This window comes from Pseudomonas sp. MF08831 (assembly GCF_059862645.1).
The window spans coordinates 375648-390929 of record NZ_JCBCUX010000006.1 but is presented as its reverse complement, the minus strand read 5'-3'; the positions used below and the strand labels follow the sequence as shown (position 1 = coordinate 390929).

Annotated in this window: 11 protein-coding genes; 4 read left to right on the top strand and 7 right to left on the bottom strand. The window is 60.2% G+C overall.

Annotated features, from left to right (window positions below; translation table 11 throughout):
- Positions 1–26: 26 nt before the first annotated feature.
- Together AC19YS_RS15710 and AC19YS_RS15705 are read right to left on the bottom strand one after the other, a co-directional pair.
- Positions 27–1433 (bottom strand): NAD(P)/FAD-dependent oxidoreductase, encoded by a 1407-nt coding sequence (locus tag AC19YS_RS15710; RefSeq protein ID WP_500602199.1) that lies wholly within the window; start codon positions 1431–1433, stop codon positions 27–29.
- Positions 1434–1482: 49 nt separating this feature from the next.
- Entirely contained in the window at positions 1483–2292 is an 810-nt protein-coding gene (locus AC19YS_RS15705; RefSeq protein ID WP_500602198.1) for a helix-turn-helix transcriptional regulator, read from the bottom strand.
- 256 nt (positions 2293–2548) lie between these two features.
- Between AC19YS_RS15705 and AC19YS_RS15700 the strand changes: the two genes are divergently transcribed.
- Positions 2549–2821, top strand: a complete 273-nt coding sequence (locus AC19YS_RS15700; protein WP_106578097.1) for a DUF1652 domain-containing protein — start codon at positions 2549–2551, stop codon at positions 2819–2821.
- 67 nt (positions 2822–2888) lie between these two features.
- On the opposite strand, the gene AC19YS_RS15695 is transcribed toward AC19YS_RS15700, so the two are convergent.
- Positions 2889–5339, bottom strand: a complete 2451-nt coding sequence (locus tag AC19YS_RS15695; protein ID WP_500602197.1) for a UvrD-helicase domain-containing protein — start codon at positions 5337–5339, stop codon at positions 2889–2891.
- Between the two features lie 219 nt (positions 5340–5558).
- On the opposite strand from AC19YS_RS15695, the gene AC19YS_RS15690 reads away from it, so the two are divergent.
- Complete coding sequence (locus AC19YS_RS15690; protein WP_124417418.1) at positions 5559–6254, top strand: pirin family protein; 696 nt, start codon at positions 5559–5561, stop codon at positions 6252–6254.
- A gap of 65 nt (positions 6255–6319) precedes the next feature.
- Here the strand turns inward: AC19YS_RS15690 and pgm are convergent, their stop codons facing one another.
- From pgm to AC19YS_RS15670, 4 genes are all read right to left on the bottom strand, one after another.
- Positions 6320–7963: a phosphoglucomutase (alpha-D-glucose-1,6-bisphosphate-dependent) gene (pgm, locus tag AC19YS_RS15685; protein ID WP_106578094.1), complete on the bottom strand. Its 1644-nt coding sequence runs from the start codon at positions 7961–7963 to the stop codon at positions 6320–6322.
- 105 nt (positions 7964–8068) lie between these two features.
- The gene (locus tag AC19YS_RS15680) at positions 8069–9475 is read right to left on the bottom strand and encodes an aminotransferase-like domain-containing protein (RefSeq protein ID WP_106578093.1); all 1407 of its coding nucleotides are present in this window, start codon (positions 9473–9475) and stop codon (positions 8069–8071) included.
- On the bottom strand, positions 9472–10905 hold the full coding sequence (locus tag AC19YS_RS15675) for a hypothetical protein (RefSeq protein WP_500602196.1): 1434 nt from the start codon (positions 10903–10905) through the stop codon (positions 9472–9474). The genes AC19YS_RS15680 and AC19YS_RS15675 overlap by 4 nt, the downstream gene beginning before the upstream one ends.
- A 723-nt stretch (positions 10906–11628) precedes the next feature.
- Positions 11629–12651, bottom strand: coding sequence for a zinc-dependent alcohol dehydrogenase family protein (locus tag AC19YS_RS15670; RefSeq protein ID WP_106578091.1), 1023 nt, complete (start codon positions 12649–12651; stop codon positions 11629–11631).
- A gap of 247 nt (positions 12652–12898) precedes the next feature.
- On the opposite strand from AC19YS_RS15670, the gene AC19YS_RS15665 reads away from it, so the two are divergent.
- Positions 12899–13813, top strand: a complete 915-nt coding sequence (locus AC19YS_RS15665) for a LysR family transcriptional regulator (RefSeq protein ID WP_028616088.1) — start codon at positions 12899–12901, stop codon at positions 13811–13813.
- A 153-nt stretch (positions 13814–13966) separates the two neighbouring features.
- Positions 13967–15235, top strand: a complete 1269-nt coding sequence (locus AC19YS_RS15660; protein ID WP_070413575.1) for a tyrosine-type recombinase/integrase — start codon at positions 13967–13969, stop codon at positions 15233–15235.
- Positions 15236–15282: the final 47 nt, after the last annotated feature.

Sequence of the window (15282 nt, the reverse complement as noted above, 5' to 3'; positions counted from 1 at the left end):
GGGTTTTCCCGTGTGAGTGAAACGTCTTAGTGCATGAAACCTTCCATGAACCCGGCCACGCCGGTCGCCAACTTGCGGCGCCAGGGCGCGGTATTGGGGTTGGCCAATACCTGGTCCTCATGGACGAAACTGCGAATGATCGCGTTGTAGCCCAGCCAGCGGCACGGCTCGGGCTCCCAGGCCTTGAGCGCGTCGAGGCCACGTTCGCGAATCACCCAGGGCTGGGTGGTCAGCGGCGTGTCGAGGCCCAGGATCAAGTCGGCCAGGGTGCGGCCACCCAGGTTGCTGGCGCCTACGCCCTCCCCGCCGTAACCACCGGACAGCGCGATGCCGGTCTTGTGGTCACACAGCATGTGCGGTCGAAAGTTACGCGACATGCCGAGGTTGCCGCCCCACGAATGGGTAATCCGAACCTTCTTCAACTGTGGGAAAAGTTCGCCGAACAGGTAGCGACGCAGTTCCACTTCGCTGTCGGTCAGGTCGAAGTTGTGGCGCAATTTACCGGCGAACTGGTAACCGCCACGCGCGCCGAACACCAGGCGGTTGTCGGCCGAACGCTGGCCGTAAGTGACCTGGCGGCTGCTTTCGCCGAATGCCTGGCCGTGGCTCAAGCCGATTTCATCCCAGGCGCTGGCGGGCAGTGGCTCGGTGGCGACAATCAGGCTTTGTACCGGCAGTTGATAACGGCCCAGCGGCGGCAGCGTGGTGGCATACCCCTCGACAGCCGGCACCACCCAGGCGGCCCGCACACCCGCCTTGGCGGTGCGCAGGCTGCCGGACTGCCAATGGGTGACCGGGCTGTTTTCGTAGAGGGTGACGCCCATGCTCTCCACGACGCGCGCCAGGCCACGCACCAGTTTGGCCGGGTTGATCGTCGCCACATGTGGCGCGAAGATGCCGCCATAGGGTTTGGCGATACGGACCTGTTCGGCCAGTTGTTGCGGGCTCAGCCAGCGGTAATCGTCTGCCGTCAGGCCTTGGGCGTAGAGTTTTTCGAGGTAGCGGCGCAGGCTGCCTTCCTGCTCGGGGTAGCGCGCCGCGCAGTACAGCGCGCCGCCCTTGCGGTAGTCGCAGTCGATGCCCTCACGGGCCAGCACTCGCGCCACTTCATCGGGAATCCCGTGCAGCAGGTCAAAGGAGGCGCGGCGTTGCTGCGGGTCAAGCCCGGCGAGCAAGCGATCTTCTCCGAGCAAATTGCCCATCAGCCAGCCGCCGTTGCGGCCAGAGGCGCCAAAACCTGCGGTTTGCGCTTCGATAATTGCAATTTTCAGCTCAGGTGCCTGGCGTTTCAGGTAATAGGCCGTCCACAGGCCCGTGTACCCGGCACCGATGATGGCCACATTGACGTCCAGGTCATGCTCCAGCGCCGGCCGCGCCAGCAGCGGGTCGTCCAACTGGTCCATCCATAAACTGATATTGCGCCATGCCGGCATGCCAAGCTCCCCTACCTCGTTTCGATAGGCTGGATCCTAGAGCGCGGTGTTATGGGCTGTCTTGCGCGCGTGCACGCAGAGAAATTTGTTTGACGTAGGCCTTGGGCGACTGGCCGGTGTGCTGGCGAAAGGCACTGTAGAAGGCTGACAGCGAATTGAAACCGGCGGCGAATGCCAGGTCATCGACTTTGATCGGTGGCACGGCGTTATCCAGCGCCGCCAGCAAGTGTTGAAGCCGTGCCTGGTTGACGTAGCGATAGAAGCTCTGCCCCAGCACCTGGTTCAACAGGTAGGAAATCTGATTGCGACTGTAGCCGCATTCCTTGGCAACCCGTTGCAGGTCCAGTTCCGGGTCCAGATAGGGTTGCTTGAGTTCGAAATAGTGTTGCAGGTCATTGGCCATGTGCCCCAATTGCTGGGGCGACAAGCCCAGGCGGCTGACCGTGGGGCGCATGGCCTGGGTCGGCTGTTCGTGCACCAGTGACGCGTATTCGTTGACCCGCCAGATCAGCCCGTCGCGCACGGTGATGGCCTCGCTGGTGCGAAACGACACCAGGCCCTGGCCGCCCCGCAAGGTGATGCGGTACTGGATGAACGCGGTGTCGCCGTCGGCACGAATGCGGTCGGTGTGCTCAATGGCTTCATCGGCGCCACGCGGCATGCTGGCTTGCAGGTATTCACGCAGTTCGGCGTAGGCGATGACGCGGTTCTGGAAGAAGTCGTGGTACTGGATGTCCGGATGGTAATAGGACATCACGCCATCCAGATCACGATGGCGCCAGCACAGATGGTGACGCAGCACCAGATCGCCCGTGTCTTGGGTGTGTTGGCAATCATCGTCCGGGGCGGTCTGCGGCATGGGCGGCTCTGTTGCGGGTAAACCCTGGAGAGTGCCGAATTTCAGGGCAGCCTTCAATGGTCAATTGGCGCTTCTGAATACTGGCCTTTTGCCTAGTTTGTAGTAGGACATGACCCACATCAAGTTATTGAAAAAGAACTGCCCAACGGGCCTAAAAAAGTCACCTTGCGCTTGCGAACGGATGTTATTTTGAACGTCTTCGATGCCCTGGCCAGTGACGGTCATGGCCCCTGCCGCGAGCTAAAGGAAGCGCTCAATGAAGAAGGTGGGCAACATGAATAAAGTGACCTTTCCCAACGCTTGCCAGCTGATGCGCTGGCATTTTCACCCGATGGGCTTTGAGGGGAGCATGGACGCCCCCGGCAGCATGGTCGCCCGCCTGTTTGATCGCAGCAGCGGCGAAACGTTGATCGCGATTGCCGGCATTCCCTGTGCCACCGTGATGAATGCCGCCGATGTAGAGCGCATCATCGAAGCGGTCGAAGATGAGCTGGAGTGTTTTGTGCCGCCGCTGTCCTTGCGGGCCTGATCTCAGGTTATCAAGCGACGTGTAGCTAATGTGGGAACGGCTGGCGCCTTCCCACATCACGTTGCACTCACTGGCCGCGCTGATCGTCGAAAAACGCTTTGTTGCCATCTACCCGTTCCGAAGCCCTGGGCACATTCACGCCCTGGCCTTCCGGCTTTTCCACGAACCAATAGCAATGGCTTACCGCGCGGGTGATCCCGACATAGGCCAGGCGCAGCACTTCGTCTTTTTGGGCAGAGTCATACGGTTCGCTGTCACCAGCCTTGCCCAGGCCAGCCATGCGGTAGACCTGATTCTTGTAAGGCGAACTGGTCACATGCTGGCAATCACCGAGTAGAAATACCGCATCGGCCTGTAGTCCTTTGGCGCTATGGTAAGTCAGCTGTCTCAGCCTGCGGGCCGGCAGCGGCAAGCTAGAATCAGCATTAACTACAGGCTGAATATACTCTTGAATCAATAACTTATCGCTACTTTTTCGATAAAGCATTAACACCGATTCGCCTCTTTGGTAGTGCGCCAGCAACTGCCGACCCAATGCAGCGTCGTCGCGCTCAAGCACCGTCACGGGTACCAATGCCTTGGGCTCCCCACTGGCCTTGGCTTTCTTGCCCGGGATTGCAGGGGCGGCGCGCACAATGTGCTCGGCGGCGTCGATGATGTGCTGGTGGCTGCGGTAGTTCTCACTCAGCATCACGCGGGTGGTGCTCGGCGACGGGAATTCGGTGTTGAATGCCATGAAGTATTGGGGCGAACTGCCGCGCCAGCCATAAATCGACTGCCAGTCATCGCCGACACACAGCAAGGATGAGCGCTGTGCGCCTCGGCCCACGTGCATCGCCGGGCCGCGACTACGGATTTCCCGCAGGCTGGCGCGAATCCACGACACGATCTGCGGTGACACGTCCTGAAACTCGTCGATCATCAAGTGCGACATCGGCCGCAGCAACGGATCGCTGAGCAGCTTGAGATTTTCCGGGGTATTTTCGCCGAACAGCGAAAACATCCGGTTGTAGGTCATGATCGGCGGCGATTGGTCGAGCAAGTGATCTTCCAGGGCTTTCCAGAAGATGCTCAAGGCTTCAAAAAACAAGCGGTCGGGATCGTCCTTGGCAAAGCTCATCTGGCCCACGGCAGTCGGCACGTCCAGGCCGAGGTTCTCGATGAACCCGGCAGCCATGACAAAGCTGTCCAGCAGTGGCGCCGAGGCGAGTTCGCCCTTGACCTTGTAATCGAAGCCCGGCCCTGCGGTAGCATCGCCGGCCAAGCTGCTTAATAGCCGCTTGGAAGATTCGTAACTATCGAGCCAAATCATAGGCTTACGACAGAAAGCTTGAAACAGGGTGCGCTTTACTGCCCACTCGGCACGTACCGAAAGCTTCGAATTCGGCCGGCTGATCTGGGCGTTTTCGCGTGAATCGAAGCCCAGCACCACCCAGGCGTCCAACTGGGGAATATAGCCGTGACAGTGAAACTGCGCGCCATTGATCTCAAACGTCTGACGGCTCGGCTCAATGCCCTTGATCGGCCATGCGCCCGCACGAAACCACAGGTCTTCGATGACATCGCACAGTTCTTCATCACGCTTGGCGGCCAACTCGGTGACGGCGATGCGCTTTTGCACATCCGGATGGTCGCGCTCCAGCTCCTTGAGCTGCAGGCCATGACGGGCCAAGGGTGCAATCAGTTCACGGAAACGCTCGTGCCGGCCGTGCAGCCGGTGGTAGCAGGCATTCATCTGTTGGCGCTGGGCATCGCCGATGCGCAGGTCGAATGGGTTGCTGTCCGCGTCCTCGACACCACTGCTGAGGTTTTCGAACGCCTGCAGCCCTTCAAAGCCAGGCAAGCTGCGTACCATCGGCAAGATGCGCGAGTGAAAGGTACGCACCACGGCCTGGGCTTCTTTGCTGCCAAGGGGTTGGCCCCACAGGCTGAGAATTTCCATGAGCTTGTTGATGAAGTCCTTGCGCGACTCGCGGGTGAACGTCACCACGGTCATCGAGCTCAGTTCAAAGCCCAGGTAATGGGTAAGCAACAGGATCCGCAGCACCAGCGAGGTGGACTTACCGGCGCCCGCACCGGCGATCACCGACGTCGAAGGCGTGTCGCTGAAGATCATTTTCCATTGCGCGCTGCTCGGCTGTGCATGGGCTGGCAGTAAGCGCGCCACATCCGCCTTCATGCGCTTCTTCACGTCGGCGCTGAGCGGCAGCCGCCAGTCGTCGAACAGGCTGTCATCCACGCCTGGCGCCTTGTGCTCTTCGGGCCGGAAGTCACGGATCAGCAATACCTGGCGGCCCTCTTCTATTCCGTCAGCCTTGCCTTCGCGATAGCCATATTCCACACCGGCTTCGTGCCCGCTGCGAAATCCGTCAGCCTGGCCGTGCAGCCAGGAAAACCGATGCTGCGCACGTAGACGCGTCAGGCCGTGGCCAAACAAGCGGGCGGCCAGCCGTTTCAGCAGCGGCATTTCTGCCAGAGGACGAAGCTCAGGGGGCAAATCAGGCGTTTGTTGCGGCACGCGGACTCCAGCGATGAGGTTGGTTTTGGCGAAGGCGCCATGGTCGCCGGAATCGGCGCTCAGTTCCAGCCAATTGCTTTGACGTCATGCAGTTAGGCGATGAAGTGAAAGTTGAAACGCCTGTAACCAATCGAATTATTGGATGAGAATCCAGCAATTTTTACGCTTTTTATCGATCATGCACTGCTGGATCATGGTCCCCATCAACAGGAGACTCTCATGCTCGAACTTCGACCTTTCAACACGCTGGGCGGCGCCCATCATGGCTGGCTTGACGCCCATCACCACTTTTCATTCGCCCAATACCACGACCCCAAGCGCATGCACTGGGGCAACCTGCGGGTATGGAACGACGACATTATCGCGCCGGGCACGGGTTTCCCGCAGCACCCGCACCGCGACATGGAAATCATCACCTACGTGCGCGAAGGCGCCATCAGCCACGCCGACAACCTGGGCAACAAGGGCCGCACCGAGGCCGGCGATGTGCAGGTGATGAGTGCCGGCACCGGGATTGCCCACAGCGAATACAACCTGGAGGCCACCCCGACCAAGATTTTCCAGATCTGGATTATTCCAAACGAAGCCGGCTTGCCGCCTTCATGGGGCGCTAAACCCTTTCCCCAGGGAGATCGCGAGGGCTTTGTGACCCTGGCCAGCGGCAAGGCCGGTGACAGCGAAAGCCTGCGCATCCGCGCTGATGCACGTCTGGTAGCGGCCAACCTGAAAGCGGGCGAAAGTGCCGAGTATCGACTGGACAGCGGGCGCCGCGCGTACCTGGTGCCGGCGACGGGCGTGATTGAAGTCAATGGCTTGCGTGCGCAAGCGCGAGACGGCGTGGCGGTTGAGGATGAGCAACTGCTGCGGGTGACGGCGCTCGAGGACAGCGAGATCGTGCTGGTCGATCTGGCTTGAAGGGACTTTCGTTAACCTGAGCATGTGGGAGGGAGCAACTCCCTCCCACAGCCGAGATGGCGTGATTACTGGCTGATTGCGCCGTCGACCAGCACCTGCGCTTCTTCTACCAGTTGCTTGAGGTGATCCTCGCCCACAAAGCTCTCGGCGTAGATCTTGTAGATGTCCTCGGTGCCCGATGGGCGCGCGGCAAACCAGCCGTTTTCGGTCATCACCTTCAAACCGCCAATCGCCTGGTTATTGCCCGGCGCATGGCTGAGGATCTGCTGGATGCTTTCCCCGGCCAATTGCGTGGACGTGACCTGTTCCGGCGACAGTTTGCCCAGCAAGGCTTTCTGCGCCGGGGTGGCCTTGGCGTCGACGCGGATCGCGAAGGGCTCGCCCAGCGCATCGGTCAGGCCACGGTAGATCTGGCTTGGGTCCTGGCCTTTGCGCGAGGTCATTTCCGCCGCCAGCAGGGCCGGAATCAAGCCATCCTTGTCGGTGCTCCACACAGTGCCATCCTTGCGCAGGAACGAGGCGCCGGCGCTCTCTTCGCCGCCAAAACCCAGAGAGCCTTCAAACAGGCCATCGGCAAACCATTTGAAGCCTACGGGCACTTCGTACAGACGACGGCCGATACGTGCGGCCACGCGGTCGATCAAGCCACTGCTGACCACGGTCTTGCCCACGGCTGCATCGGCGCGCCAGTCCGGGCGGTTCTGAAACAGGTAATCGATGGACACGGCCAGATAATTGTTCGGTGCCAACAGGCCGCCGGACGGCGTGACGATGCCGTGTCGATCGTGGTCCGGGTCGCAGGCGAAGGCCACGTCGAACCGCTCCTTGAGGCCGATCAAGCCTTGCATCGCATAGCTGGAGGACGGGTCCATACGGATCTGGCCGTCCCAGTCGACGCTCATGAAGCGGAAGGTGGAATCGACTTCAGTGTTCACCACGTCCAGGTTCAAGCGGTAGTGCTCGGCAATCGCCGACCAGTAGCGCACCCCTGCTCCGCCCAGAGGATCGACGCCCAGGCGCAAATCGGCGCTGCGGATGGCGTCCATGTCGATCACGTTGACCAGGTCGGCCACGTAGCTGTTGAGGTAATCATGGCGGTGCGTGGTATCGGCCTTGAGCGCCTGGGCGTGGGTGATGCGCTTGACCCCGGCGAGTTTGTTGGCCAGCAGTTCATTGGCCTTGGCTTCGATCCACTTGGTGACGTGGGTATCGGCTGGGCCGCCATTGGGCGGGTTGTACTTGTAGCCGCCGCTTTGCGGCGGGTTGTGCGACGGCGTGATAACGATGCCGTCGGCCAGGCCCGTGGTGCGGCCGCGGTTGTAGCAGATGATGGCGTGGGAAATGGCCGGGGTCGGCGTGTATTCATCGCCCTCGGCCAGCATCACGTGCACGCCGTTGGCCGCCAGGACTTCCAGCGCGCTGGCACCGGCCGGCGTCGACAGCGCATGAGTATCCAGGCCGACGAACAAAGGACCATTGATGCCTTGGGCTTCGCGATACAAACAGATGGCCTGGCTGATGGCGAGTACGTGCCACTCGTTGAAGCTCAGCTCAAACGAGCTGCCGCGGTGGCCGGAGGTACCAAAAGCCACGCGCTGGGTGGAGATCGCTGCATCAGGCTGGCCTGTGTAGTAGGCCGTGACCAGTCGCGGGATATCCACCAGCAACTGAGCTGGCGCCGGCTTGCCCGCAAAAGGACTGATAGTCATGCATGAACCTCGAAAAGAAGGATTTGGAAAAAACGACAGTTTACTGAGAGTTGGACTACTACGCGACGGTATCGATCCTACAAAACTCAGAGAAATTTCACGCATCTAGCCCGTTTGTGCCTGGCGCAGGGCATCAGCCAGCGCCGCCAGCGCAACGTCCAGGTTGGGCTGCCCATGAAAGGTATGGCTCAAACGCATGTGCTGATGGTGCAGGCCGCCGACACTGAACAACTCGCCGGGTGCCACCACCACTTGCCGGGCCAGCAAACACTGGAACACCTGGCGCATATCCACTGCCTGGGTCGAACCCAACCAGAACGTAGCGCCGCCGGCAGGCATGCGATAAGTCACTTGATCGCCCAAATGCTGGTCGAGCAGCAGGCTCATTGCGCCGGCTTGCTCACGCAGCAACTGACGCAGGGTACGCAGGTGCTGATCAATTTGCCCGCTCTGATACAGGCGGGCAATCGCGCGTTGGCGAATTGACGACAACCGGAACGAGCGCAGCAGAAACTGGCGCTGCAATTGGCTGCTCATGTGCCGGGACAGCGCGTAGCCATACGGCGCTTCTGGGCCGAGAATTTTCTCGAAGGAGGAAAACACCATCAGCCGCTCCGGGTTCACCAGATCGCGCAAGGCCGTGTGGGGCGGTTTGAAACTCAACTCCCCGCACGTGTCGTTCTCCAACAGCCAGCACCCATGCTGGTCGAGCAATTGCGCCACCTTGAGGCGATCGCGCAGGGCCATCGCCACGCCGGAAGGCTGGCTGACCGTCGATGAGAGCAGCACCAGGCTCACGCGCTCGTCGCGCAGCAGGCCTTCGAGCGACACCAGGTCGAGGCTGCCGTCCTGCGCCCAGGGCAATTCGAGCAGGCGGATGCCGGCATCCTGCAGCAGGCGCAGGATCAGCCAGTCGCAGGGCGACTCGATAATCACCGTAGAACCGGGCAGGCCGAGCACCTCGATGAGGATATCAAGCACCCCGCGCAGGTCGGCACCGATATACACGTCGTCGGCGTGCCAGCAGCGCGTCGGCGACGAGGTGTAACGCGCCGCCAGCGCTGCGCGCAGCTCCCACACCCCACATGGCTGGGACCAGGGCTGCAAGTGGTGCGGGTACTGGCGCACCAACTCCCGCTCCAGGCGCAACAGCGTGCTGTCCAGCGATGCCAACAAGGCAGGTTCATCGCCACTGAGCACTACCATGCCCGGGCGTCGCGCGGCCACATAGAGGCGCTCGAGCAAATCCCCGCTTGGCCACGTCGAGGTGCCGCCGGCAAGCGGCCAGGCGTAGTAGCCTGACTTGGCCACTGAATACACCCGCCCCTCTTTCTCCAGCAGCGAATAGGCGTACTGGATGGTGGAAATGGACACGTTCAGGCGCTGGGATAACTGGCGCAGAGACGGCAGCTTTACCCGGCTATCGCTGCTCACCTCGTCAATCAGGTTGATCATGTAGCGATACACCGCCTGATAGGCGAAATCCACCTGCCGCACACCTCGCAGCGTCATCGCCCGGACAGCTGCAAGGCCATGTCGGCACTGGCTATCGACCGTTCCTGACGGCAACCACGAGCGGTACTGCCGCGGCCGCCGGGCATTGGCCGCTTGCGGTACAGATGCTGAAGCAACGGCAGCGGCAGCCCGCTGGCGTCGGTTACCCATTGCTGCAGCATCTCGGCAGCGGGCTTGCCCTGCAGCACTTTGTGCAGTTCCGGCAGGGCCACCAGCATGCCCGAGTGGCACTGGCGCAAATAACCTTCCAGCCGCTCACCGTGGTGGATAAAGGGCGAAAACAGCAGGCAGATCAACTGGCCCTCATCCAGGCCGAAAAACTGCTGGGCGTGCTGGGCCGATATGGCGCGCCCTTCGCGGCTGACGGCTTGGGTGATCAACGCTTCGCACACTTGCCGACGACGCAGGTAATTCGCTGCCTGCAGCATGAACCCTTCGACGCCCGCTTCGTAATCCAGCGCCCTCAGGCTCTCGGCTTGCAGGCCTCGCAGGTGCGCCATCAACATCGGATTGGCAAAGGTCGGATGACTCAGATGAAAGCCCAGTGGGTCCGGGTTATAGGCCATGAACTCGGTGAGCAACGGTGCACAAGCGCGGTCAATGCCGTCCAGCAGGTCGGCGATACCGATGTACGCGAGGTGGCGGTGCCCACCCGGGCTGGTGTCGCTCTTCGCCACATAGTGCTCGCCGTACAAGTCACGATAAATGTCATCACTCCACTGATCCATGCGCGCGAACAGCCCATTGAGCGTGGCAGGCCTGCCCGCAGGAACCTCGACGCCTGCGGCCTGGGCGGTCTTTTTCAGCCACGCCAGCAACTGGCCCTGCTTGCGCGCGCAATCGCCGCTGACCAATGCATGCACGCCACCGTCCCAGGCGGTGACGCGCTGGTAGAAGTCGCCCAAGGCCAGATAGGTCTCGTTGCACAGTGTTGCGCGAACGTCACCGGAGGACAGATGCCCCATCATCAACATGTTGCGCTGGCTGACCTCGCGCCCAGTGGCGGAGGCCGGGCGCTGGTGGTTGAACGGCAGCACCTGGTGGTTTTCCACCATCAGCAGCTCAACCCGAGGGTCGTCGTGAAAAAACAACTGGCTGTAGCCGCGGTGAAGCGTGTCGAGCGTGCCTTGGGTCATGCCGCTGTGACGCAAGGTGGCCACGCGCAGTTGGAACGTCCTGGGGGCGCGGCCGGCGATGCTTAATTGCGCGGCACGCAACAACGCCAGGGTGTAGCTGCTGACTTCACCGCCGCCATGGGCCACCAGCACCTTGTAATCGCCCACCTGCTCCATACCGCCAGCGGCAACCACAATCCGCTGTATCAACAATTGAAGTGCTGTACGTTCTGCACGATTGAAGTGCCCAATGAGCCGTTGCAGTACTTGCTGATAAACATAATTCATAGCTTGTTCGTGAATAGCGCTCATAGCTCTACTACCTGAGTTGAAATATCAGTTTCAAGCAACTACCGAGACGTATTGTCCGGTCTATTGCATCTGTAAGAAGGGGTGCCCGCGCTACCGTGTTCGCGATAAATAAACACTAGCACTGTGCAATTAATCGACATGGAATATGCACCGGAGCGCAGTTGGAGCATCCGTTGCGCCAACAGGCCGTGCGTGAGGCGTCCAGGCCGTCAATGCGACAATCCTAGGAATGCTCTGACGGCCCCCTACACTCATTTATCCTTAAACTAGAAGATGAATCTGACACATAAAAAGCTTCTAACTTTGACCTCCGCTGATTTATCGATTGAGGCTCGCCTGGAAAGTACCCGCATCCTCGGGTCCAGGCAGTTGCTGCATTATCATGGGGAGTTGCAGGCAGCCCGTGCTGGGGTATCAGAGTATCAATCATTACTCGGTCCTTGAGTTGAACGTGAAGACTCAATTATCAGGACTGGAATAATGATTAACAGATACAGAAGCCGGTCGAAAACCAGTTCAGATACTTATCCGTTGCCGCGTCAATAGCGCGCACACAAAGACGCCGCGCTGAAAATCAGGGCGGCGGCAGGGGCAAAGGTATCGTTTACAGGACCGAAAGACGCGCGCGCGTTTCATCCAACGCGCGGGTTAAGCCCTGCTAAATGGCGCATTTGTCTCATGCGCCCAGGGCCCGGATGACTCATTTGCGAATATTCCTACACCTCAAACAGCTTCAACCTGCAACGCAACGCGTTCGCGACACGGGCATTCGTCCATATAGCGGTGTGCTTCCACGAACTGATTGAATGGAAACACCGTCGTTTTCAGCGGCACCAGTACGCGGTCGGCCGTCAGTTGGTTGATATCACGCAGCGCACGCTGCAACGCCACCTGATCCTGAATGATGCCCAGCTCCGGCTTGCCGGTGAAGTTGCCGATGCAATGCACAAAGAACTGAATGTTCTTCTGGAACGCTGCGCACGCCGGAAACGGTGTCTGGTTGCCGCCTTGCAGGCCATAAAGCACCAGGCTGCCACGTGGTGCCAGCACGTCACCGAGCAACGACATCTGCGGGCCGCCCAAGCCATCGAACACCACGTCAACGCCGCGGTTGTCGGTGAACTTGTTGACCTGCATGAGCAAGTCCTGTTCTTCGGTGACAATCACCTTTTCTGCCCCGAGGGACAGCAGGTACTCACGCTCTGCGCTGTCTTTGGTCGCGGCAATCACCCGCACACCCAGGGCTTTGCCCAGTTGTACGAACGAGGGGCCGGCGCAGTGGCTGGCGTCGGTCACCAGGGCAAACTGGCCGGGTTTGACCCGCGCCAGGTCCACATAGGCAAAGTAGGCAATCAGCAGCGGCGTGTAGTGCACGCTGGCTTCAATCGGGCTCAAGACGTCCGGGTAACGGGTCAGGGCCGAACGGGGCAGGACGATCTGTTCGCCATACACCGGGTAATCGTTGGGGCTCTCAGCCGGAAAACTGGCCACTTTATCGCCCACCGCCAAGTCATCCACGCCGTCGCCGAGGGCTACAACCACCCCGGCCATCTCGTGGCCGAGGCCGGATGGCAGACGTGCATGGGAAGACGCCAGGTTCTGGCGCCACAAAATGTCGTACCAACTGATGCCAATCGCGTCGACACGCACCTGCACTTCGCCCGGTGCGGGCAGCGCGGCTACATGCTCTTCGCACTTGAGCACCTCGGCCGGACCAAACTTGTGAAAACGGATCGTGCGGGACATCGCAAACCTCGTCAAAGTAACCTCTAATGCCATGAACTCTATCTGGGCTTTCCAGGTAAGACCACCGGTCGCCGTTAATAGTCGACATGCCTGTCATTGATTCCGCAACTGAGGAATGGACCCCAGATCTTGTAGGAAAACTCAATTAGCCGGTGCAGAGTACCAGCCTTTCCCCGTAAGATTCATGCCGGTCATTGTTTACATGTGGCCGCTCTCGTCAAGCTCGCTGACTCTTCCAGGACACAAGATGAACCGTAACGACCTGCGTCGTGTCGACCTTAACCTCTTGATCGTATTCGAAACCTTGATGCATGAGCGCAGTGTGACCCGTGCTGCCGAGAAGCTGTTCCTTGGCCAGCCGGCCATCAGTGCGGCGTTGTCGCGCCTGCGTGGACTGTTCGATGACCCGCTGTTTGTGCGCACCGGACGCAGCATGGAGCCGTCCGCCCGCGCTGTAGAGATTTTCGCCCTGCTCTCCCCGGCCCTGGACTCGATTTCCACCGCCGTGAGCCGCGCCGCCGAGTTCGACCCGGCCACCAGTACGGCCGTGTTCCGCATCGGTTTGTCGGACGACGTCGAATTCGCCCTGCTCCCACAGTTGCTCAAACGCCTGCGCGCCGAAGCGCCGGGCATCGTGCTGGTGGTGCGCCGGGTCAATTACATCCTGATGCCGGGTCTGCTGGCCTCCGGCGAAATTTCCATCGGCGTAAGCTACACCGCCGACCTGCCGGCCAACGCCAAGCGCAAGGTCCTGCGCCGCAGCCTGCCGAAACTGCTGCGCGCCGACAGCGTGCCCGGCTCGCTGAGCCTGGATGATTTCTGCGCCCGCCCCCACGCCCTGGTGTCGTTCGCCGGCGACCTGAGCGGGTTTATCGATGAAGAGCTGGAAAAACTCGACCGCAAACGCCACGTGGTCCTAGCCGTGCCGCAGTTCAACGGGCTGGGCACATTGCTGGCCGGCACCGATATCCTGGCCACCGTGCCGGACTACGCCGCCGAGGCGCTGACCTCAGCGGGCGGTTTGCGCGCAGAAGACCCGCCGTTGCCCGTACGCTCGTTCGAATTGCACATGGCCTGGCGTGGCTCGCAGGACAACGATCCGGGAGAGCGCTGGTTGCGCTCGCGGATTCAGATGTTCTTCGGGGACCCCGATAGCCTGTAACGGAATTCCACTAAATTCCATAAAACCTTTTAATAACAACAATTTATTGGTTATTTAAGTCCATAGCCGCCTGTCTAAATCCAATGGATTCCACGACTCATGGGGGCATAATTGGGGGCAAATTTCGGTTCCTTAAAAAGGATGCCCCCACCGATGCCCCCAGATAATGCGGTTGTTTTCAAACGAAAACTCAGCGATGCCTTGATCCGGTCACTGACCGAACCTGGCAAACACGCCGATGGCGAAGTTCCTGGCCTCTACTTGGAGGTGAGGGCGTCGAGTAAGGTCGGCAAATCTCCTTCCAAGGTTTGGCGATTGAAGTATCGGCTGCATGGGAAGGAAAACCGCTTCTCCATCGGCGCTTACCCCGACATTAGCCTCAAGGAGGCGCGCGACATTGCCCGCGGCGCACGCCGCGACGTGGCTAACCACACCGCTCCGCTCAAGGCCAAGACCGCCAAGATCGAGGCACAGTTGCTCAATGAAGAGCGCACCTTCGCTTACGTGGCCGAGCAATGGTTGGCATTCAAGTCTGCCGAACTGGTGACCAAATCCATCTCGGGCTTTACCGGAGCGCTGAACAACCACATCTTGCCTGCCATTGGCAAAAAACCGATCAGCGAGATCAAGTTGGAGCACATCACTACGATCATCACTGAGTTGCGCCGCCAGCGGACCATGGCCATGGCCCGGCGCGTGCGCACCATCATACGTGCCGTTCTGGGATTTGCCGAAGGTCGCGGCTGGGTGGAGCGCAACGTGGCGCTCAGCAACATTGAGGAGTTGAAGATTCGCCACATCGTGACCAGCAACCCGGCGATCGAAAGGCCGTCCGACCTAGGCAGGTTTCTTCTACGGCTTGATGACTGCAACGACGGCAGCGTAGCCGCAGCAATGCGGCTGCTGGTCATGTTGCCGGTTCGCCCAGGCGAACTGGTGCAGATGCGCTGGGAAGATGTCGACTTGGTGGGCGCCGATTGGCGTTATGTGGTGAGCAAGACCAAGCACCTGGACAAGAGCAAACACATCGTGCCGCTGCCTGAGCAAGCGTTGGTCCTGTTACGAGAGCTACATAAAACCCGCGTGGTGGATGAAGACGGCAAAGGCTGGGTGTTCGTCTCGCCGGTCTATCCAGGCCGCCCCATTAATCCTACCTCCATGCTCAAGTCCTTCCAGCGTATCTGGCCTGAGTACGACATCACTGCCCACGGCTTTCGCGCTACCTACCGGACCATTGCCCACGAGCACTTGGGTATAGACCCCATCGTGCTCGAACTGTCGTTATCCCACCGTATGCCAGGCGCGTTGGGAGCTGTGTATGCGCGCGCGCAACTGCTGGTACAGCGCCGGGAGGCGGCTCAACAATGGGCTGACTACCTAGACCAACTGCGGCACAACGCAGCTCAAGTGAGGAAAGACTGACGACACAGCGAAAACAATCAGAAGATTTGAGCTGGAAACGATATTGA